Genomic DNA, 18,935 nt, shown 5'->3' with positions numbered 1-18,935 from the left:
CGCCCACCTCCCCCGCCCTGCGGTTCTGCGTCCTGGGTCCGGTCCGGGCCTGGGCCGGCGACCGGGAGCTGGCCCTCGGGCCGCTCAAGCAGCGCCGGGTGCTCGCGATGCTGCTGTGCCGGGCCGGGAACGCGGTCTCGCTCGACGCGCTGACCGAGGCCGTGTGGGAGAAGGACGCTCCCCGCACGGCGCGCAAGAACCTCCAGCTGTACGTCTTCGGGATCCGCCGGGTGCTCGCCGAGGCCGGCGCCGAGGACCGGCTCGTGCTGCAACCCGGCGGCTACCGGCTGCGGGTGGCCGAGCACGAACTCGACTCCCTGCGCCTCGCGGCGCTGGCCCGGCAGGGCCACGACGCGGCCGTCGGCGGGAACGCCGAGCGGGCCGCGCGGATCCTGCGCCAGGCGAAGGATCTGCGGGTCGGTTCGCCGCTGGGCGAGCTCGCCGCCTCGGATTCCCTGCGCGCCGAGGCCGACCGGCTCGAGCTGCGTCACCTGGCCGCGTGCGAGGACTGGGCCGAGGCCGCGTTGGAAGCGGGGCCGGCCGAGGAGGTCGCCGAGGCCACGCAGGATCTGATCGAGCGACACCCGCTGCGGGAGCGGTTGCGGTCCGCTCATATGACCGCCCTGCACCGCGCCGGGCGCCGCGCCGAGGCGCTCGCCGCCTACGACGAATTGCGCAAACTCCTCGCCCGCGAGCTCGGCATCTCGCCCAGCCCGGCATTCGAGGCCGCATACCGGGCCATCCTGGCGGACGAGAACGGACGCGATCGCATGCGCGCCCATCGCCGCGTCCCCGGCGTACGGCTGCCCGCGGAGACCGAGGAGTTCACCGGACGCGCGGACATCGTGGCCGAACTGTCGGAGGCCGTGTCCCACAGCGGCTCCCTCACGCTGCTCGTGGGCCAACCCGGCGCCGGCAAGACCGCGCTCGCCCTGCGCGCGGCCCGCCGACTCGGCTCCGAGTTCCCCGACGGAATGGTCATCGTCCGGCTTCGCGAGCGCGACGGCTCGGCCAGGCCGCTGACATCGACCGTCGCCGAACTGCTGGCGTACACCGACGAGCCGGAACGGTCCTGCGCCGACCCCGAGCGGGAGGCAGCACGCTGGCGTACGTGGTCCGCCGGCCGTCGTGTCCTGCTGATCCTCGACGACGCACCCGACGAAGCGACGGTCCGCACGCTCTTCCCGGGCGGCCGCAGCTCGGCGCTCGTCACCGCGCGCGGCCAACTGGCCGGACTGTCCCCGACCCGACGCATCCAGGTAACGCCGCTGCCCGCCGACGAGGCCCTCGACTTCCTCACCACGGTCGCCGGCCCCGGCCGGGTGCGGTCCGATCCCGCCTCCGCCGAACGCATCGTCGCCTCCTGCGGCGGGATTCCGCTGGCGATCCGGGCAGCCGGGCTCAAACTCGTCGTCCTCCCGCACCTGCGGCTGGCCGAGTACGCCGCGCGGCTCGCCGAACCTGACACGGTGTTGGACCATCTGGAGGTCGGCGACCTCCAGGTACGCGCGCAGGCGGCCCGCGGATGGCGGGACCTGAGGCCCTCGCACGCGGCCGTGCTGCTCTCCCTAGCCCGGCTCGAGCCCTCGGCCAGGTTCGCCGCGACCGACGCCGCCGCGCTGACCGGAATCGCGCCGGACCGGCTCTGCATCGAGCTCGAATCGATGATCGAGAAGGGCGCGTTGGTCTCGCCCCCGACCGGCGCGGAGCCGGCGGACCGCTCCGCGACGTACTCGCTGCCCTACCTCACCCATCTCTACGCACGATCGACCGCGGCCCGCGGGTAGGACGCGGGCGGAGAGACCGCTCCGCGGCCTGTCGGAGCGATCCGGCAGGCCGCGGCGGGTCACGGTACTTCAGGATCACAGTGCTTTCAGGATCACAGAGCCGAGCTAGTGTGGCTCGTGCTGCCCCAGACGCTGAAGCAGATGACGGGGATGTCGTCCCGCTTGGCCTCGATCTGCTGCAGGGCGAGAAGCTGTGCCATGGTCGTGTCCTTCCTCGGTGGTGTCGGTGGTGGTGCGTGCTTTCTGCTCGGGTGAGCGAGCAGGGCTCAGCCGAACAGGTCGTCCGCCGGGCCGTCCAGGATCCGGCGGACCGCGAGGAGCACCCCGGCCGACCCGCTGGAGAGATCCGCGCTGAAGCGCAGGGAGCCGGTGCCGAGGAAGCGCACCGCGTCCGGCCGGCTCTTGTGCGGCACCGCGTACTTGAGCAGTCCGGTGGCGACCGTGACGGCGCGGGCGCGGTCGTCGGCGTCTGCGGTCAGCTCGGCGTGCTCCGCGAGGAACCAGGCCATCCCGGCGAGTCCGGTGTAGAGCCCGCCCTCCATCGCACAGGTCTTGTACGTGTCGGCGACGATCAGCGGCAGCGCGGCGGCGAAGCGCTCATCCGCTGCCTGCTGCGTGTGGACGTAGCGGGTCAGGACGATGCCGACGCCCGCGGAGCCCACGCTGAAGTAGGGCATGGCCCGTCGGCTCACGGCGTCGTCGGAGAACGAGAGCGCACCGTCGTCCAGCGCCATCGCCCGGTCGAGCTCCTCATGCAGCAGGCGGCACCCGGCCTCAAGGAAGCCGGTCTCGCCGGTGGCCTCGAACAGGCGGTGCAGGAAGAGCGCGAGCCCGGAGCGGCCGTGGAACAGGCCGCGCGCGTCGTCGCGACCGAGAAACGGGACCGGATCGGCGAGCTTCGCAATCCATTCGCCATGCGCGACGGCCAGATCAAGGCAGTCGTCGTCGCCGGTGCGGCGGTACAGGTCCAGCCACGTGAGGCCCACGCCGGCGCTGCCCCCAGCGAGCGTCGCGCGCACAACGGTGAGCCGATGCTCATCGGCGAGTAGTGCCAGGTCGAGCGCCTCGTCCAGATGTCCCAGCCGGGCCAGCACCCGGGCGATGCCCGCCAGGCCGGCGTCGAGCCCGGGCGGCAGTTGCCCGCGCGCGGTCATGGCATCGCGGCGCAACCGCTTGTCCACTGCGTCCGGGATCGGTACGCCGGCCCGCAGCAGAGCGTAGACGACCCCTGCGGTGCCGTAGCCCAGGCACACCGTGTTGGTGCCGAAGGCCGCGGGCGGCGGCGGGAAGACCCACTCCTGCCGGGTGGGTTCGGCCATCGCCACCAGTCCCGCCGCCGCGAGCCGCGCCATCCGGGACAGAGCGCCGAGCGGGTCGGCGTCCACGTCCTCGGGTGTCGCAGCGTCGCCGGAACCGATTGGGTAGAAGGCGGTCGCGCGGGCCCAGAGGTCGACGGGCGGAGCGACGGTGGCGGCCAGGTCGCGCCGCAGCAGCTTGAGATTGCCGGGCGCGCGCTCGGCGACGGAGTGCAGGTTGGCGAACATGGACAGCGCCACGGCGCCGAGGGCGTAGTGATCGGGCAGCGCCGGATCCGCGCCGTCGGCCAGGAGTTCGGCCAGCATCTCGGCCGGCGGGACGAATCCGGGAGTCCCGACCGGCGCGACGGGTTCGGTGAGCGGCGTGACGGTCTCGAAGTCCACCAGCCGGGCCGCGCCGTCGGCGGTGACGATGGCGTTGCCGGGGCTCAGGTCCCCGAAGCGGTACCCGAGGGCGTGCAGGCTGCCGAGCGCGTCGTCCAGGCTGCCCAGAACGCGGCGGCAGGCGTCGAAGTACCCGGTGACGTCCCGCTGCGCCCAGTCGGCTCTGATCAGCGGGGAGTTGTGCCCGATCCAGCTGCGCAGCGGGGTGCCCTCGAGGTATTCGGTGACGAGGAACTCGTGTTCCCACTCATCGAAATATCCCAGCGGCTCGGGGCCCAGCCCGGGCGCGGACTCGTGCAGCACGGTCAGGACGCCGTACTCGCCGCGCAGCCGTTCCCGGGCGCTGACGCCGTCCGCCGTGTAGCCGTTGTGCGCCCTGGCCTCCTTGAGGAAGACCGTCCTCCCGCCGCGCGCGTCCCGGGCCCGGTAGGCGCCCCCGGCGTTGCTGTTCTGCAGTACCTCGAGGATCTCGTATCCGCCCACGATGATCTGGCCATGATGGACTGGCGTCTCCTGCTCGACGAAGGGGTCTGCGACTCCCGGAGGCAGCACGAACGCGGGCAGGCGCCGGTCCACGACGTCGTGACCGTCGCCGGCGCGCAGCAGCGGCTCCCGGGTGCCGTCGGGCAGCAGCCTGCTGCGGCTGCCGAACGCGCCGTACCGGTAGTGGACGGTCCGGGAGTCCCGGTAGCGCCGATCGGTGAGCACGTACGCCCCCTCCTCGCCCGCGAGCGCGTCCGCCAAGCGGTCCAGGACTCGACGCGCGGTGGCGAGGTCGGGCGGGTAGACGGCGCAGAACTTGCCCGCCTGCTGCCGCGGCGCGTGCTTGTGGTGCAGGAAGAGGAAGAAGCGCGTCGAGGCGAGGTGCTTGAACGGCACCCGCTCGGCGAAGCACGCCTGCGCCACCGTGTCGAGCACCTGCTGGGCCCGGGCGAACCGCGCCGAGACGTGGATCTTCCAGCCCTGCTCGGCCAGAGAGATATCAGGGTGCGTCCACACCGTCCAGATGTCGTGGCCGCTGCCCTGCCAGCCGTCCGCCACCGCCTCGGGAGCGAAGCGCGTACCGGGATCGCGCACCGTGGAGAACGGCGCGTAGTACTCGCCGTCGGCGAGCGCTGCGTCGAGTGCGTCGAACATGGAGTCCCTCCTTCAGGGGGCTGATGGCGATGGCGGAACAGCCGGGCTCAGATCGCGGGCAGGAGACCGGCCCGCTCGCCCTTGCCGTCGAAGACCGTGTGCAGCGCGAGCAGCACGCCCGCCGAGCCGCTGGCCAGGTCGGCCGAGAGTTTCTGCAGGCCGTAGCCGGGAAACAGCACTCCCCCGCGATGGCGCACCGCGTGCCAGGACAGGGCGCGCACGGAACGTGCCATCTCCTGTTCGCAGCCCTCCGGCCCGAGTACGGCCAGCGCCGCGACCAGGCCGGCCCGGCCGCGCAACAGACCCGGCTCGCGCACGAAATCGCCGGCAGCCAGAGGGCGGACGCGATCGATGAGCGCGGCGAGGGACGGATCCTCGGCCCGGTCGAGGTAGTCGCGGGCGACGAGCGCGATGCCGCAGCTTCCCTCGTCCAGATACGGCAGGTGCCGGTGGCCCTGCCGGACCATGACCGTGCCGTCGGGCATGACGACGCAGTGTTCGACGTCGTGAGCCAGAGCCCGCCGCGCCGCGAGGAGCCATCGGCGCTCGCCGGTGAGGTCGTGCAGTCGCAGGTGCAGCACGGCCGCGCCGCTGAAGCCGAGCAGAAGTCCGGCGCGGGTCGGGGCGATCAGGCGACCAGCACCGTCCGGCGTCTCACCGCGCGCGAGGGCGTCCAGGCGCTCGCCCACGCGCACGGCCTCGTCCAGAAGCGCCGAGTCCTGCGCGCTCTCGGCGAAGTGGCAGTACGCCAGCGCGGCGCCGGCCTGGCCGCTGTGGATGCCGGCGTGCGGCGCGAAGCCGGCCGCACCGGCCCGGTCGAGCGTTTCGCGCGCCTCCTGTCGCCGCCCGAGTTCGTCGAGCACGAGGGCCGAGCCGTACAGCCCGTCGTACAGGCCGCGCGGTATTCCGGTCCGAGCCCGCCGACATGCCGCCACCAGCCAGTCGAGGTAGTGCGCGGGGACCGGTGCGCCGGTCCGGGCCAGGGCGAGGAGCACGCCTGCGGCACCGTGCGCGACGGTGTGGCCGCCCTGCTCGAACACGGCCCAGTCGGCCGGGAAGAGCCGGTCCTCCCGATCAGGGGTCGCACACGCGTGGATACCCACGATCAGCAGCTCGCGCAGGGCGGGCCAGTCGTCGACCGGGTCGGGCACCTCGGCGGCGTCGGGCGTCACTGCCGCTCCGACGTCGGGTCGGCGCGGCCACCCCGCGCCGGCCAGGCCGAAGCGCTCCGCGGCAGCCGCTTCGAGCACCGCCGCCTTCTCCGGCGCGAACTCGATCATCTCCGTGATCGGCATCAGCATGGCGAGCGAGGTCGCCCACACCCCGTACGCGTCCGCCTCGACGCCGGTCGCTCCAGCCGGGGCCCGGAACCCGCGGGCGCCGACCCGCGCCAGGTCCGGGTCGTCGATCGTGCTCGCATATTCGAAGTCGACGAGCGCCACCGAACCGTCCGGGCGCACGATGATGTTGGACGGGTGCACGTCGCGGAAGCACACCCCGCGTCCGTGGATCGCGTCCAGGGCGCGGCGCAGGCTCGCGGCCACCGACTCGGCCCAGCGCGCGTACGAGCGCAGCGCTTCGGGACCGCAGTCCCGGCCCGCCACGGGGTGGCGCTCGACCATCTCCTCCAGCAGCGTGCGCCCCTCGATGTACTCCTCGACGAGGTAGGTGTGCTCCCACACCGTGTGCAGACCGTGGACCTCGGGCACGCAGTCCAGCCCGCGCAGCGTCAGCAGGGTGCGGTATTCGCGGTGCAGCCGTTCCAGGGCGTCGCCGAGCCCGTCGAGACCGGCGAAGGGCCGCGCCTCCCGCAGCACCACCTGACGCCCGGTCACCCGATGATCGGCCAGGTAGATGCCGCCCGCGTTGGAGAAGTGCAGCGCCTTGCGCACCGCGTACGGGAAGTCGTCGTCGCGGGCCCGCGTCCGCGCGAGCAGATGCGGCTCGAGTTCCGGGGGCGGGTTCACCCACTGCGGCGTGCGGTACACCGCGCCGCGCGCGTCCGGGACGAGCCGGCCGCTCGGATCACGCAGCGCAGGTACCGCCACGCCGTCCGCGTCCTCGCACCACAGCTCCACGAAGGCGCCGTACCGCACGTGCACCGGTCCGCCGCCGATCCGCAGATCGCTGAGGATGTACGGACCCGGCAGCCCGTCGACGGCGGCCACCAGCGCGTCGAGCAACTCGGGCAGCCAGGTCTCGTCGGGCGGATAGGCGGCGAGGAACTTGCCGCTCGCGGCCCGGTGCATCTGCTTGCCGGAGAACAGTTCCACCGCGCGTCGGCTGCGCAGGAACTTGAACGGCACCCCGCGCTTGAGCAGCACGGCGCCGGCGCGCTCGAGCGTGAGCCCGGCCGTGTGCGGCGTCGCCGAAAGGTGGATCTTCCATCCCTGTTCGACCGGCTCGGCCCCGGCCGGCCTGAGGCTCGTCCACAGGCCCTGATCGGCCCGGATCCAGCCCGGCGGAATCGGACCGTCCGCCCACGGGTAGCGCTCGCCGTCGTCCGCCAGACGGCTCGGGGTCTCGAAGTAGCGGTGGTCCGCCACCGCGTAGAGAAGAGCCTGGTGCTGATCCGACATGATGCCTCTCCTGTCAGCCGGTGGCCGGAAGCCGGCGGCCGCGCACGGCAGCGGGCGCGCCGCGTACGGACGGGGCCGTCGCCAGGACGACCGCGCAGACCACGAACACCACGGCCAGCACGCGGTACGTGGCCGCATCGCCCCACGCGGTCAGCAACGCGCCGCCGGCCAGCGGCGCCAGAGGCTGGACCAGCGAAGAGAGCAGACCCGCCGCGCTCTGGACCCGCCCGATCAGGTCGTCGGGCGTGACCGTCACCAGCGTCGTCAGGAAACTGATCCCGGCCACGCTCGCGACCGCGACGCACAGTGCGCACAACCCGCCGCTGTAGAGGGGATTGCGGCTGATCGGCAGCAGCGCGGCGAGCAGCGCGCACGCCCAGGACACGCAGCTGATACGCGTTCCCGGCCGCAGCCGGTCCGGCACCCGCGGCGCGAGCAGCGACCCGGTGAGCGAGCCGACGGCGGTGAGCGAGACCACGGTGCCGCCGTCGAGACCGGACCCGCCGCGGTGCGAGGCCACGGCCACCACCACGAACATCAGGGCACCGAACGCGGCGTTCATCCCGAGGCCGAAGACCAGCAGGACCGTGCGCAGGTAGGGCCGGTCCCACAGAAACGCGAAGCCGGCCAGCAGCGAGGTCCTGGAGAACGCGGCGCCACCCGGGCTCGGCGCGGAGCGCGTCCTGACCAGGGCCAGGCAGGCGATCGAGAGCAGCAGGCACACGGCCTCACCCGTGAAGGGCAGCGCCGGATCCAGCGCGAACAGCGCGCCGCCGAGCAGAGGGCCGATCACCCGGGCCGCGGCGGCCCTGGCCTGCATCCGCGAAGCCGCGGCGCCGAACAGCTCCGGCGGGATCACGGCCCGCAGCAGGCCGAGCGCGGCCGGGCCGTCCACACTGTTGATCACCGCGCCGAACGCCGCCACCAGCAGGACCAGCGGCAGTTGCGCCGCGCCCAGGAAGACGGACAGGGCGAGGGCCCCGGCGGCCAGCATGCTGCCGAACGAGCAGAGCAGCAGCAGCCTGCGACGCTCGACCACGTCGGCCAGCGCCCCGCCGGGCAGCATCCCGGCCAGGAGGGCGATCAGCGCCACGCTGCCGACCATGCCCGCCTCGACCGCGGATCCCGTCCGCCGCAGCACCAGCAGCGGCAGCGCGAGTATCGACATCTGCGCGCCGAGCCCGGCCAGCAGGCCGCCCACCCACAGCAGACGGAAGTCCCTGATGTGCTCGAGCCGTGGGAGGGGGCCGCTCGCGGCGCCCTCGGAGTCCTGCGCGTCCCCTGACAATTCCTGCCTCCTCGGCTCCTCGGCGGGCGGATCGGAGCGTGCGGGGGCGGCCTGTGCGCGGGCCGCCCCCGAGCCGCGGGCTACTTGCCCCCGCCGCCGCCGGTGCCCTCGATGACGCTGAGCAGGCTGACGCAGACGCTCTTGAGCGGCGCCTCAGGCGTCAGGCCCTGGATGTCCAGAACCGAGGCGGACGCCTCGACGCCGATCACGATCTCGTTCTCGACCATGGTCTCTCCTTCGCTGATCCGTTGCGGATGGCTGCCGGTCGGCGCCGGGCCTGGACACGGCCCGACCGGCGATGCCCAGACTGGGCGGCCGCGGTTCAGCAATGGTTGAGTGCCGACTCACCCGGCGGCTAGGGCCAGGTCAACGCGGGTGATGAGGCGTGGAGCGGGATGTCGTGGAGCGGGACGCGAGGCGCGCGGCTTGTTCAGCGCGCCAGATCGGCGGCGTCCCCCATGACGATCACCGGATGCAGGGACGGATCGAGCAGGCCGCGCAGCGTGACGATGTCCTGCTTGGGAATGCTCACGCACCCGTGCGTCGGCCCGCCGTGGTCGACGTGGATCCACACGCCGGTGCCCCGCTCCCAGCCCAGCGGGTAGGTGTCGTCGAGCGGGGAGACGCCGGCCTTCCGGTTGTAGTTGATCGCTATGACGTAGTCGAAGGAACCCGCCAGCGACTCGCCCTCGAAGCCGCGGCCGCCTATGACGAAGTCGTCCGAGCGGTAGTACGGCAGCTTGGAGCCCGGGTTCGGGTCGAAACCCCCGGCGTCGGTCAGCCCGAACACGCCGATCGGGCTGCGCAGGTCGCCCTGCTGCTTGTGCTCGGTCCAGCCGTGCAGCGCGTTGTGCGCAGCCCACTGCGCCCCGGCCTGCCAGCCGGACGCGGTCCGCTGATAGAGCACCAGAGTCGAGTCCGGCGAGTTCACGCCCGCCCCGACCACCTCGACGACCTGGTCGCTGTCCGCCGGGATCTCTGCGAGTGTCGCAGGCCCCAGATCCGGCAGCGGCCCGGACGCCGGCGCCGTGCTGTCGGTGGACGAGGGCGAGGCGGAGGGTGAGGACGAGGGCGCAGACGAGGCGGAGGAGACCGCGGTCGCGGGCGAGATCGAGGACTCGGACTCGTCGGCACTGCGCACCGTGCGATCGGCTGCCGCGCATCCCGAGGTCAAGGCACCGACCACGGCGAGAGCCGACGCGGCGCGGAGAAACGGACGCACGGAGAGCCTTTCTGATCGCAACCGGTCGACGCCACCGGGCCCACGTCAGACCGTCACCGGCATGATGATCATAGCCGTCGCGGCGCATGGGACGGGCGAACCCGGTCACCCGTGCGTACGTGATCGCCGCGGTTCCCGCCGCGCAACCGAGGAGAACGCCCTGATGCCTGCCGTCGACCCGCGCGAGATGACCTCCAAAGAGCACATCGACGAAGCCAGGGAACACCTGGCGAACGCCCACGTGGCCGGGTTCGGGACCACCGCGCTGCAGGAACACACCGCGCTCGCCCTAGCCCACGCCACGATCGCCGTGGCCTTGAACACGATGGCCGTCGCCCTCAACACTCTGCCGGGCGAGGACGCACCCGAAGCCGACTCCGTGGACGCCGCGGGCTGACCGTGTCCGCGAGCCGGACGCGACGCGACCTGCTCCAGGCCTGCCGGGACGAACTTCCCGCCCCCGCCCCGCACGCCCTGGAGCAGGTGGTCCCCGTTCTCGACCGGCGCGGCCTGCTGCGGCGCGCCTCGGAACTCGTCGCGGAGCACGGGGCCCGCGCGCTCGTCTCCTCGCAACTCGTCCGCCGCGTCGACCTGCTCGCCCTCGCGCGGTACCGAGCACGTTGACTCCGCACGCCGCGCATGATCCATCGTTTCATCGGGTACTGCGATGCGATGAGCCGAACACGCCTCCTACGCGACAGGCGCTTCGACCGGGAGTTCGCCGATCTCACCCGGAACACCGACATCGACTGGTACCGGCTGCGCGGCCCCGGACCGAGGCCGGCCGGCCTGCCGAGTCCCGTCACGGCGGTGGACGAACTGCGCGTCCTGCCGCTGACCGTGCGCGACAGATCCCGCTTCGTGCGCGACTGGAACACCGTGTGCCGTGAGTTCGACCGCGACCCGCGCCGCACGCCGAGCCTGGCGGAGCAGCTCGTGGCGAGCCTGCTGCTCACCCGCGGCCTGGTGCCGACGCACGCGCCGGACCCCACGGTGCTGCCCGCCTCCTGGGTGTTCCCCAGCGCGGACGGCTACCGGCTGGCCCAGCGGGCGGCCACCCTCGCGGCCCGAGAACGGTGTGAGGGCACGGCGTCGTCGTTCCGTACCGCGACGACGGCGGCCGCGGCGCTGCGGCTGTTCGAAGCCTTCTTCATGGAGATCCTGACCAGCGGCCGCTGGCTGGGCGTGGATCGCACGCCCTAGGCCGTGTCTTCGAACCATCGCCGGGGCCGCGACGCCTGCCACGCACGCTCGCGGCGTTGCCGGACCGCTTACAGACGACCGAGTATGCGCACGGCCCGGCGCCTTGCGAGCGCACGCGTCAGACGCCGCGGCCTGATCCGACGCTGGTTCGAAGACACGGCCTAGCCGGAGTTCGGGGAAATGGTCTAGACCCCTTGACGGGGCGTCGGCCGATGGCGCATCGTGGCTGCGACATCGTCAGGAGTCCTGCCCGGCGCGGTGGGCGGACCACTCGGCCTGCCGTCCGCGTGGCCGAGCCACGCCGCGTCTGGCCGAGCCACGCCGCGCCGCCGGCAGGACTCGCGTCGCCGCGTCCGCGAGCCCACCGCGCACGCGGACGCGGAGCCGGGCTCGCCCCCGGCCGCCCTCCGCATCCGCGCGCCCGCCGAAGCGGCCGCGGCCATGGAGGGAGCCCGCCGTGAACCACCGCCCCCGGATCCGCCGCCGCGCCGACCGCGCGCCGGACGCACCCCGGACCACCGCCGCCCGCACCGCGCCGACCCGCCGCTCCGCGCTGACCGCCACGCTGGCCGCGGCCGCGCTCACGGCCGGATTCGCCGCCGGAGCCCTGGTCCTGGCCCCCACGGCCGACGCCGCCACCAACCTGCTGACCAATCCGGGCCTGGAAACCGGCACCCTCACGCCGTGGAGCTGCGACGCCGGCACCGGCTCGGTGGTCGGCTCGCCGGTGCACGCGGGCTCCTACGCCCTGTCCGGAGCGGCCACGTCCTCCGATGACGCCCAGTGCGCGCAGACCGTCACGGTGCAGCCGAACACCCAGTACACCCTGACCGCGTACGTCGAGGGCGACTACGTCTACCTCGGCGCCACCGGCTACTCCGACTCCTGGATCCCGGCCGCGAGCGGCTGGACCCAGCTGTCCACCACCTTCACCACCGGCGCCTCGACCACCTCGGTATCCGTATACGTACACGGCTGGTACGGCGAAGGCACCTACGACGCCGACGACTTCAGCCTCACCGCGGCCGGCGGCTCGTCCTCCGCCAGCGCGACACCGTCGGCTTCGGCGTCGGCTTCGGCTTCGGTCTCCGCGTCACCGTCCGCCTCGGCCTCGGCCTCGGCGTCACCCTCCGCCTCCGCCTCCGCTTCGGCATCAGCATCCGCGTCCCCCACCGCGACCTCCACCTCCACCGGCACCGTCGTGCAGGTCGCGACGGCCAGTCAGCTGTCCTCGGCCCTCAACAAGGCAGTCCCGGGCGAAACCATCCAGCTCGCCGCCGGCACCTACACCGGCGAGTTCAGCCCCACCGTCAGCGGCACCTCCGCCGCGCCGATCACGCTGACCGGCCCGTCCACCGCGATCCTCTCCGGCTACAACGTCGACAGCGGCTACGCGGTGCACCTCGAGGCGAGCTACTGGGTGCTGTCCGGCTTCAGCGTCACCACGGCGCAGAAGGGCGTGGTGCTCGACGGCGCCGACCACGACGTGATCAACGGCCTGCACGTCACCGACATCGGCGACGAGGGCATCCACCTGCGCGCCTTCAGCAGCGACGACCTGGTCGAGAACAACACCGTGACCGACACCGGGCAGTACCAGGCCGGATACGGCGAGGGCATCTACATCGGCAGCGCGCAGAGCAACTGGGGCACCTACAGCGGCGGCCAGCCGGACACCTCGAACGACGACGTGATCGAGGGCAACACTCTCGGCCCCGGCATCACCGCCGAGAACATCGACGTCAAGGAGGGCACCACCGGCGGCACGATCGAGAACAACTCCTTCAACGCCACCGGTGAGGCCGGCGCCAACTCGGCCGTCGCCTGGGTCGACGTCAAGGGCAACGGCTACACGGTGACCGGCAACACCGGCATCGACGCCTACGAGCAGGGGATCCTGGTGGAGCAGCTCTACACCGGCTTCGGCTGCGGCAACGTGTTCGCGCACAACACCTTCAACCTCGGCAGCGCGACCGGCTACGGCTTCGACGTCACCGACCAGTCCGCCTGCTCGGCCGACCCGAACGTCGTCTACGCCTCCAACTCCGTCACCGGCGGCGCCGGCGCGAGCACCATCCCGATCACCGCGGGAGGCTGAGCCCCCGTCAGGGCCCTGTTCGCGCGCGAGCGAGTGTCGCGGAGCGGGCAGGGCTCTGATCGGCCCGGGCACTACGGCGCCGGCACCTCGAACAGGGTGAGCATGGTGCACACCGTGTGGTAGACGCCCATCACGGCGGCGATGTCGAACAGGCCCTTCGCCCCGAAAGCCGACTCGGCTTCCTGATACAGCTCGTCGTCGATGTGGTGACGCGTCGCCAGTGCACGGGTGAGCCGTGCGGCGAGCTGCTCGTGCTCGCCCAGGCCCTCCAGGATGTCTCCGCCGCGCAGTGCGAGGACATATTCCTCGGCCAGTCCGACGGTCCGCGCCACGGACGTGTGCGCGTACAGCTCGTAGTCCGCGCCGTACACGGAGCCGAGCACGATGATCACCACTTCGCGCACACTCGGCGAGAGGCTGGTGTTCGTCGACTCGGCGGCCTGGAACTCCAACAGTTTCGCGGCCACCTCGGGATGCAGCAGGAGCGCGTTGAACGGGCCGATCAAGCGGCCGTCCTCGGTCGTCGACCGGATGCCCAGCTTGTCGGTGAACACCACCCACGAACCGATCAGCCGGTCGTAGAGCTCGCGCTGGGCGGGGGCGAGCGTCGCCGGATCGGCCAGCGGCAGCCGTCCGCCGAGCGGACGGGCGGGCTCCGGTCGGGAACTGTGCGGCGGTACCGGACCTCGCGGGGAATCGGATGTCATCCTTGCCCGGCTCTCCAGTCGTAGAGATATGGCCTAACTGACCCAGTGCCCGCTGGTGAACGCCATGATGTCGAAGATCGCCACACCGGCGAGGGCGAGTACCGCCGAGTCGCGCCACACCGGCCGCGTGGAGAGCCAGCGGGTCGCGAGCACCATCATCGGCAGCAGCGGGATCATCGCGTACCGGTAATACGAGAACATCGATCCGGACAGCAGCGGGATCAGCGCGGTGCCCACGACGAAGAACCGCAGCGGCCAGCTCAGCCGCCGAAAACACAGCGCCGCCAGCACCACGACCGCCAACAGCGCCACCAGGTACCGCAGCGTGACGATGCCGCCGTAGCCGTGCGTCGGAGGATAGTGGACCAACTCGTGGGCGTAGCGCAACGGCCCGCGCAGCACGTTCAGGGTGAAGGTCTGGTCGTTCCAGGAGCCGTATTGATACGCGTGCTTGAACGCGAGCAGGTCGTGCTGCGTCACCAGCGTGTACAGCGCGAACAGCCCGAGGCCGAGCATGCCGATGGCCGAGCAGTACACCGCCTTGAGCCACTCGCGGCGCAGCAGCAGCTCGAGGGCGAGCGTTCCGACGAGCACCACGCCGGGCAGCCGCGTGCCGGTGGCCAGCGCACACGCGGCCGCGGCCGCCAGCCAACGCTCCCGGCGCATCGCCAGCATCGCGGCGAGGCAGGCGAAGACGAACAGCGTCTCGGTCAGCGCTCCGAGGAAGAACACGGCACCGGGGATCAGCAGGATCATCAGCGGCGCGAGCTCGGTCTCCCGGCCGTCGCCCGGCTCGTCCCGCGCCACCAGCTTCATGAACAGCACCACGGTCGGGAACAGCAGCAGCCTGTTGATCAGGATCGCGGCCACCAGGTACCGGCCGCCGAGCAGGACCCCGCCGACGTGGATGAGCAGTGGATACGCCGGGAAGAACGCGTCCAGGTTGGACACGTGCGAGCCGTAGCCCGCAGTGCCCAGCAGCCCGTACCAGTTCCCGTCCCAGCGGACCCAGATCGACTCGAAGTGGCTCAGGTGCTGACCGGGGAACATGTGCCGCGCGAGGGTCGCGTTGAGGTCGGCCTTGTCCGGCAGGATCAGGGACGACGCCGCCCAGCCGACGACCTCGCCGACGATCTCCCAGACGAGGGTCAGTACAAGCGCGCGCCGCACGTCGCCGCCGAGCGCGAACACGCGCGGCAGACGCGTGAGCCGTCCCCGCGTCGACCCGTCGCTCCAGGGCCCGGCGGTGACGGTGGCCTGGTCACCATCGAACATCAGTGGCTGCCCGTCTCCCGAGTCGTGATCAGAAGCCTACTGTATCGACGGCATGACCGAACGTGACCACGCGGCGGGCACCGGTCGTGTCTCGCGCCCGCGTCACGAACCGAACCGAACCGCCGACTATGCGTCAGGCAGTCCGGACGACCGGACGACGTCCCGGGCGAGATCGGACAGGTGGAGCTCGTGGTCCCGCGCGCGCAGGCGCAGCTGCGCGAACGCCTCGTCCACCGTGATCCCGAGGCGTTCGGCCACAACGCCCTTGGCCTGCTCGATCATCACCCGGCTGGCGAGGGCCTGCTGGAGCCGGGCGGCGAGCAGTTCGGGCTGGTGCGTGTCGCGCTGGGCGAGAATCCCGATCGTGGCCACGTTCGCGAGTGCCCGGCCGGCCCGGAAGTCGGAGTCGCTGAGCGGGCCCGGGCGTGAGCTGAAGAGGGCGAGAGCGCCGATGACCGAGACACGCAGACGCAGCGGCAGGGCGTGTACGGAGGCGAACCCGGCGATCCGGGCCTCCTCGGCGAACCCGACTTCCTCGACGAATCCGAGCAGGTGCCCGGTGTCGGCTTCGAGCTCTGCGCTGACCACCGGTGCGCCGGTCCGGAACACCTGGAGGCAGGGCCCGGCGTCGGCCTGAAGCTCCAACAGCTCCGACAGGCGGGCGCTCTCGCCGAAAGCCGCGGCGGGCCGCAACCGGTGGCGCTCGTCGACCAGCATCACCCCGGCGGCCTCCACCGGCAGCAGATCCACGCAGCGTTCGGAGACGGTGTGCAGGTAATCGATCACATCGAAGCCGTCGACCAGGGCCTCGGCAGCCTCGACGAGTACCTCGATCAGCTGCTGCTCTCCGGTCATCTGCCCGTGCCTCCGCGATGGATATCGCCCCCGGGCGACGCCGAGGGGTCGGGATGTCGGCTCTGACACCCGGGAAAAGCCCGAACAGACACAGGGAACGTACACGATCACGTACGGATGCCCGCGCCGCCCGAGATCTGGCGCGGCACTCTCACCCTATCGCTCTCGGCTCAAGCCACACAGGCACACGCCGATAATCCGCCGTCCAAAATAATCTCAGTAGACTGCGACATGTATCGCAGGGCTCGCCGATTCTCGCCAGCCCTGTCAGCCGGTCAGCCCAGCCGCAGCGTACGGTCCACGATCGCGGCGGCGACCTCGTCCACCGACCGGTCCTCGGCGAAGGCGTGTGCCTTGATCAGGGCGAGCGCGTCCGCGGTGCTGGATCCGCACTGCACCGAGACCATGCCGACGGCCTGGTTCAGCACCACCCACAGGTCGCCCTGGTCGACGAGCGGCGGCCGACCTGAGGGCCCGTCGGCCTCGGACGCGGACCATGACGAGAGCAACGACACGGCCAGCGTGCCCGCGGCCGCCTCGAACGCCTCCAGGTCCGGGCCGTGTGCCCGCGGCGGATCGAAGACGGTGAGGGCGCCGAGGGAGGCACCGGCCGCGACGACCGGGACCGCCGCGACCGCGCGGATGCCGAGCCGCTCCACCGCGGGACCGTAGATCGGCCAGGCGATCGCCATCTGCGGACCGGCGGCGATGACCGGTCCGCACAGCTCGACCGATGCACGGGCCGGCCCTTGGCCGAGGGCGAACTCCAGGCACTGGGCGGTCCTGCTGGCCGGGCTCGACGCGGCCATGAGGGTCTCGGGCTCGAACAGGGTGAGCGCGGCGCCCGACGCGCCGAGCGTCTCAGCGACGGCCTGCACCAGCCCGGGCTGCTCCTTCGCGTCGATCGGACCTCGGGACCAACGGCGCAGCCGCTCGGCGTGCACGGTGTGGATCCGGGCCGCGGTCCGGTGCTGCTGCTCGACGTGGCGGTGCGTGCTCGCCATCCGGCCGTGGAAGGCCCGCATCCCCTCGGCCGCCGCCGCCATCCGTTCCTCGTGCCGGGCGGCGATCTCGGCGGCGCGCTCGGCGCGGCGGCGCTCGACCGCAGCGTTCAGCAGCGCCTGGTCGATTTCCCGGCCAGGTTCGGACGACAGGGGGGGCATATCCGCAGGATACGCCGCGATCACCGTCCGGCGCCCGCGTATCGCGCAAGATTCGGGCGCCGTGTCAGGGCCCGCCGGTCCCCTCCATCAGCAGCACGACACCGCCGCCGTCCATCGGGGAACAGGCGATCGAGCACACGATGGACCGGCCGATCCGGTTGACGGCGGCGATCTCCACCGGCCCGGACCGGGCCCCGCTGGTCTGGCAGTCCGCGACGACTCGGCGCACCTCGTCGGTCGGCAGGCCGAAATCCAGGGTGAAGAACGGCCGCAGATGCACCTCGCCGGCGCGCAGCCCCCACAGCTCCTCCGCGCCCCGGTTCCAACTGTGCACGCGCAGATCGGCGTCCAGCACGACCACGCCGGCCGCGATGCTGGAGAGCACGCCCTCGAGGAACCTGCGGGCCTCGTCCAGTTCCCCGGAGCGGATCCGCATCTCCTCGTTCATGGTCTCCAGCTCCTCGTTGCCGGACTGGAGCTCCTCGTTGGTGGTCTCCAACTCCTCGTTCGTGGACTGGAGCTCCTCGTTCGTGGTCTCCAGCTCCTCGATGCTGGACTGGAGCTCCTCGTTGGTGGTCTCCAACTCCTCGTTCGTGGACTGCAACGCGTCGTAGGCCGACTCCAACTTGCCTCGCGTGCGGGTGAGCTCGTTGTTCAGCCGCGTGGCAACCGTGGTGTCCACGAACGTCAGGGCGACCCCGGCCGGACGGCCGTCGGCGGCGGCCATCGGCTGGATGACGATGTCGAGGAACTGGGTCTCGCCGTCGTGCCGCATCCGTTCGGCGGCGGCGACCCGCACGGCGTGGCGCTCGCTCTCGGCCTGCTCGATCAGCGAACGCAGCTCGATCGGCCGGTAGGAGATCTCCAGGTCCCGGAACGGCCGGTTCAGGTCGTAGGTGGTGAGGCCGAACTGGAGCCGGGCCGCGGCGTTGATCAGCACGACCGCGCCGTCCGGGTCGACGGCGACGGTGGCGTTCGGGGAGGTCTCCAGCGTCAGGTCGCGCAGCTGGCGGCGGCGCCCGGCCTCGCGGACCTCGGCGCCGCTGGTGGCGTCCATCCGCAGCGGCGCCGGATTGTAGGGCGCCGCCGACTCGCCGGGCCGGCGCCGGAAGATCCGCTGGCGCATGTTGGCGACCTCGAAGCGCTCGCCGTCGGACAGCAGCATCTCCGCCTTGCCCAGGAACAGATGGCCGCCCTCGCGCAGGGCGAAGTGGAACCGGTCCACGATCCGCGCCTGGGCCTCGGAGTTGAAGTACATCAAGGTATTGCGGCAGACGAGGAGGTCGAGCCGCGAGATCGGCGCGTCCCTGGTGATGTCGTGGCGGCCGAAGATCACCCGGCGGCGCAGGTCGGCCCGGAACACGAACTGCGCGCCGTGCGGCTCGAAGTACCGGGCCCGCAGCTCCGGGGCGAGCGGTTCGAGCGCCTTGGCCGAGTACAGGCCGGCGCGCGCCTCGCGCAGCCCCTCCTCGTCCACGTCCGTGCCGTAGATCTTGACCCGCCGGGCGCACTCCTCGATGCCGAGGACCTCGGCGAACAGGATCGCCAGGGAGTAGGGCTCCTGGCCGCTGGAGCACCCGGCGCTCCACACCCGGATCTCCTCCTGCGCCTCGCGGGCCGCGATCAGCTCGGGCAGCACCTCGCGCTGGAGGTAGGCCCAGGCCTCGGCGTCCCGGGTGAAGCCGGTGACGTTGATCAGGATCGTGTTGAACAGCGCCTCGAACTCCTCGGCGTCGGCCTCGAGCCGGTCCCGGTAGTCCGCGTAGTCGGCGATCCGGGCGTCGGCCATCCGCTTGCGGATCCGCCGGGCCAGCGTGGAGCGCTTGTAGCCGGTGAAGTCGAAGCCGCGCGTCTCCCGGATGAAGACCAGCAGTTCCTCGAGATCGCCGCCGGGCTCGAGCTCGGGCGGGGCGCCGTTCAC

General features: G+C 72.1%; 15 protein-coding genes. 5 read left to right on the top strand and 10 right to left on the bottom strand.

The annotated features are described in order from the left end of the window. Positions 1 to 1,787, top strand: a 1,787-nt coding sequence (locus tag KDL01_RS14800) for an AfsR/SARP family transcriptional regulator (RefSeq protein ID WP_212529058.1), incomplete at its 5' end; no start/stop codon positions are given. A gap of 266 nt (positions 1,788 to 2,053) precedes the next feature. Here the strand turns inward: KDL01_RS14800 and lanKC (KDL01_RS14795) are convergent. The 5 genes from lanKC (KDL01_RS14795) to KDL01_RS14775 form a co-directional block, all read right to left on the bottom strand. Continuing rightward, positions 2,054 to 4,624, bottom strand: coding sequence for a class III lanthionine synthetase LanKC (gene lanKC / locus KDL01_RS14795; protein ID WP_212529057.1), 2,571 nt, complete (start codon positions 4,622 to 4,624; stop codon positions 2,054 to 2,056). A 47-nt stretch (positions 4,625 to 4,671) separates the two neighbouring features. Next, positions 4,672 to 7,203, bottom strand: a complete 2,532-nt coding sequence (gene lanKC, locus KDL01_RS14790) for a class III lanthionine synthetase LanKC (RefSeq protein WP_212529056.1) — start codon at positions 7,201 to 7,203, stop codon at positions 4,672 to 4,674. Between the two features lie 13 nt (positions 7,204 to 7,216). Continuing rightward, positions 7,217 to 8,491, bottom strand: coding sequence for an MFS transporter (locus tag KDL01_RS14785; RefSeq protein WP_212529055.1), 1,275 nt, complete (start codon positions 8,489 to 8,491; stop codon positions 7,217 to 7,219). 80 nt (positions 8,492 to 8,571) lie between these two features. After that, positions 8,572 to 8,718 (bottom strand): hypothetical protein, encoded by a 147-nt coding sequence (locus KDL01_RS14780; protein ID WP_212529054.1) that lies wholly within the window; start codon positions 8,716 to 8,718, stop codon positions 8,572 to 8,574. A 203-nt stretch (positions 8,719 to 8,921) separates the two neighbouring features. Then, complete coding sequence (locus tag KDL01_RS14775; RefSeq protein WP_307846337.1) at positions 8,922 to 9,632, bottom strand: hypothetical protein; 711 nt, start codon at positions 9,630 to 9,632, stop codon at positions 8,922 to 8,924. A 244-nt stretch (positions 9,633 to 9,876) separates the two neighbouring features. On the opposite strand from KDL01_RS14775, the gene KDL01_RS14770 reads away from it, so the two are divergent. The 4 genes from KDL01_RS14770 to KDL01_RS14755 all read left to right on the top strand — a co-directional run bounded on the left by KDL01_RS14770 (position 9,877) and on the right by KDL01_RS14755 (position 13,014). Further along, positions 9,877 to 10,110, top strand: a complete 234-nt coding sequence (locus tag KDL01_RS14770; protein ID WP_212529052.1) for a hypothetical protein — start codon at positions 9,877 to 9,879, stop codon at positions 10,108 to 10,110. Between the two features lie 2 nt (positions 10,111 to 10,112). Further along, a complete protein-coding gene (locus KDL01_RS14765) occupies positions 10,113 to 10,337 on the top strand; it encodes a hypothetical protein (RefSeq protein WP_212529051.1) in 225 nt (74 codons plus the stop codon). A gap of 48 nt (positions 10,338 to 10,385) precedes the next feature. Next, positions 10,386 to 10,916 carry a hypothetical protein gene (locus KDL01_RS14760; protein ID WP_212529050.1) on the top strand — a complete coding sequence of 177 codons (531 nt, stop codon included), beginning with the start codon at positions 10,386 to 10,388 and terminating at the stop codon, positions 10,914 to 10,916. A 457-nt stretch (positions 10,917 to 11,373) separates the two neighbouring features. Next, positions 11,374 to 13,014, top strand: coding sequence for a carbohydrate binding domain-containing protein (locus KDL01_RS14755; RefSeq protein ID WP_212529049.1), 1,641 nt, complete (start codon positions 11,374 to 11,376; stop codon positions 13,012 to 13,014). Between the two features lie 71 nt (positions 13,015 to 13,085). On the opposite strand, the gene KDL01_RS14750 is transcribed toward KDL01_RS14755, so the two are convergent. From KDL01_RS14750 to KDL01_RS14730, 5 genes are all read right to left on the bottom strand, one after another. Next, positions 13,086 to 13,721 (bottom strand): carboxymuconolactone decarboxylase family protein, encoded by a 636-nt coding sequence (locus tag KDL01_RS14750; RefSeq protein WP_212529048.1) that lies wholly within the window; start codon positions 13,719 to 13,721, stop codon positions 13,086 to 13,088. Between the two features lie 33 nt (positions 13,722 to 13,754). Further along, positions 13,755 to 14,996: a putative hexosyltransferase gene (locus KDL01_RS14745; RefSeq protein WP_212529047.1), complete on the bottom strand. Its 1,242-nt coding sequence runs from the start codon at positions 14,994 to 14,996 to the stop codon at positions 13,755 to 13,757. Between the two features lie 126 nt (positions 14,997 to 15,122). After that, complete coding sequence (locus tag KDL01_RS14740) at positions 15,123 to 15,851, bottom strand: GAF and ANTAR domain-containing protein (protein ID WP_212529046.1); 729 nt, start codon at positions 15,849 to 15,851, stop codon at positions 15,123 to 15,125. Between the two features lie 275 nt (positions 15,852 to 16,126). Beyond that, the gene (locus KDL01_RS14735; protein WP_212529045.1) at positions 16,127 to 17,014 is read right to left on the bottom strand and encodes an ANTAR domain-containing protein; all 888 of its coding nucleotides are present in this window, start codon (positions 17,012 to 17,014) and stop codon (positions 16,127 to 16,129) included. A gap of 64 nt (positions 17,015 to 17,078) precedes the next feature. Continuing rightward, positions 17,079 to 18,935, bottom strand: coding sequence for a CheR family methyltransferase (locus KDL01_RS14730; protein WP_368861572.1), 1,857 nt, complete (start codon positions 18,933 to 18,935; stop codon positions 17,079 to 17,081).

Origin of the sequence: Actinospica durhamensis, from assembly GCF_018139695.1 — a bacterium.
Taxonomy (GTDB): domain Bacteria; phylum Actinomycetota; class Actinomycetes; order Streptomycetales; family Catenulisporaceae; genus Actinospica; species Actinospica durhamensis.
Note: the sequence above shows the minus strand (reverse complement) of the source record. Positions and strands in the feature narration are given on the sequence as shown.

Bases quoted from the DNA above. Each gene is read 5' to 3' on its own strand.
- lanKC (WP_212529057.1), bottom strand. From the start codon at position 4,624: ATGTTCGACGCACTCGACGCAGCGCTCGCCGACGGCGAGTACTACGCG.
- lanKC (WP_212529056.1), bottom strand. From the start codon at position 7,203: ATGTCGGATCAGCACCAGGCTCTTCTCTACGCGGTGGCGGACCACCGC.
- KDL01_RS14780 (WP_212529054.1), bottom strand. From the start codon at position 8,718: ATGGTCGAGAACGAGATCGTGATCGGCGTCGAGGCGTCCGCCTCGGTT.
- KDL01_RS14770 (WP_212529052.1), top strand. From the start codon at position 9,877: ATGCCTGCCGTCGACCCGCGCGAGATGACCTCCAAAGAGCACATCGAC.
- KDL01_RS14760 (WP_212529050.1), top strand. From the start codon at position 10,386: ATGAGCCGAACACGCCTCCTACGCGACAGGCGCTTCGACCGGGAGTTC.
- KDL01_RS14750 (WP_212529048.1), bottom strand. From the start codon at position 13,721: ATGACATCCGATTCCCCGCGAGGTCCGGTACCGCCGCACAGTTCCCGA.
- KDL01_RS14745 (WP_212529047.1), bottom strand. From the start codon at position 14,996: ATGTTCGATGGTGACCAGGCCACCGTCACCGCCGGGCCCTGGAGCGAC.
- KDL01_RS14740 (WP_212529046.1), bottom strand. From the start codon at position 15,851: ATGACCGGAGAGCAGCAGCTGATCGAGGTACTCGTCGAGGCTGCCGAG.
- KDL01_RS14735 (WP_212529045.1), bottom strand. From the start codon at position 17,014: ATGCCCCCCCTGTCGTCCGAACCTGGCCGGGAAATCGACCAGGCGCTG.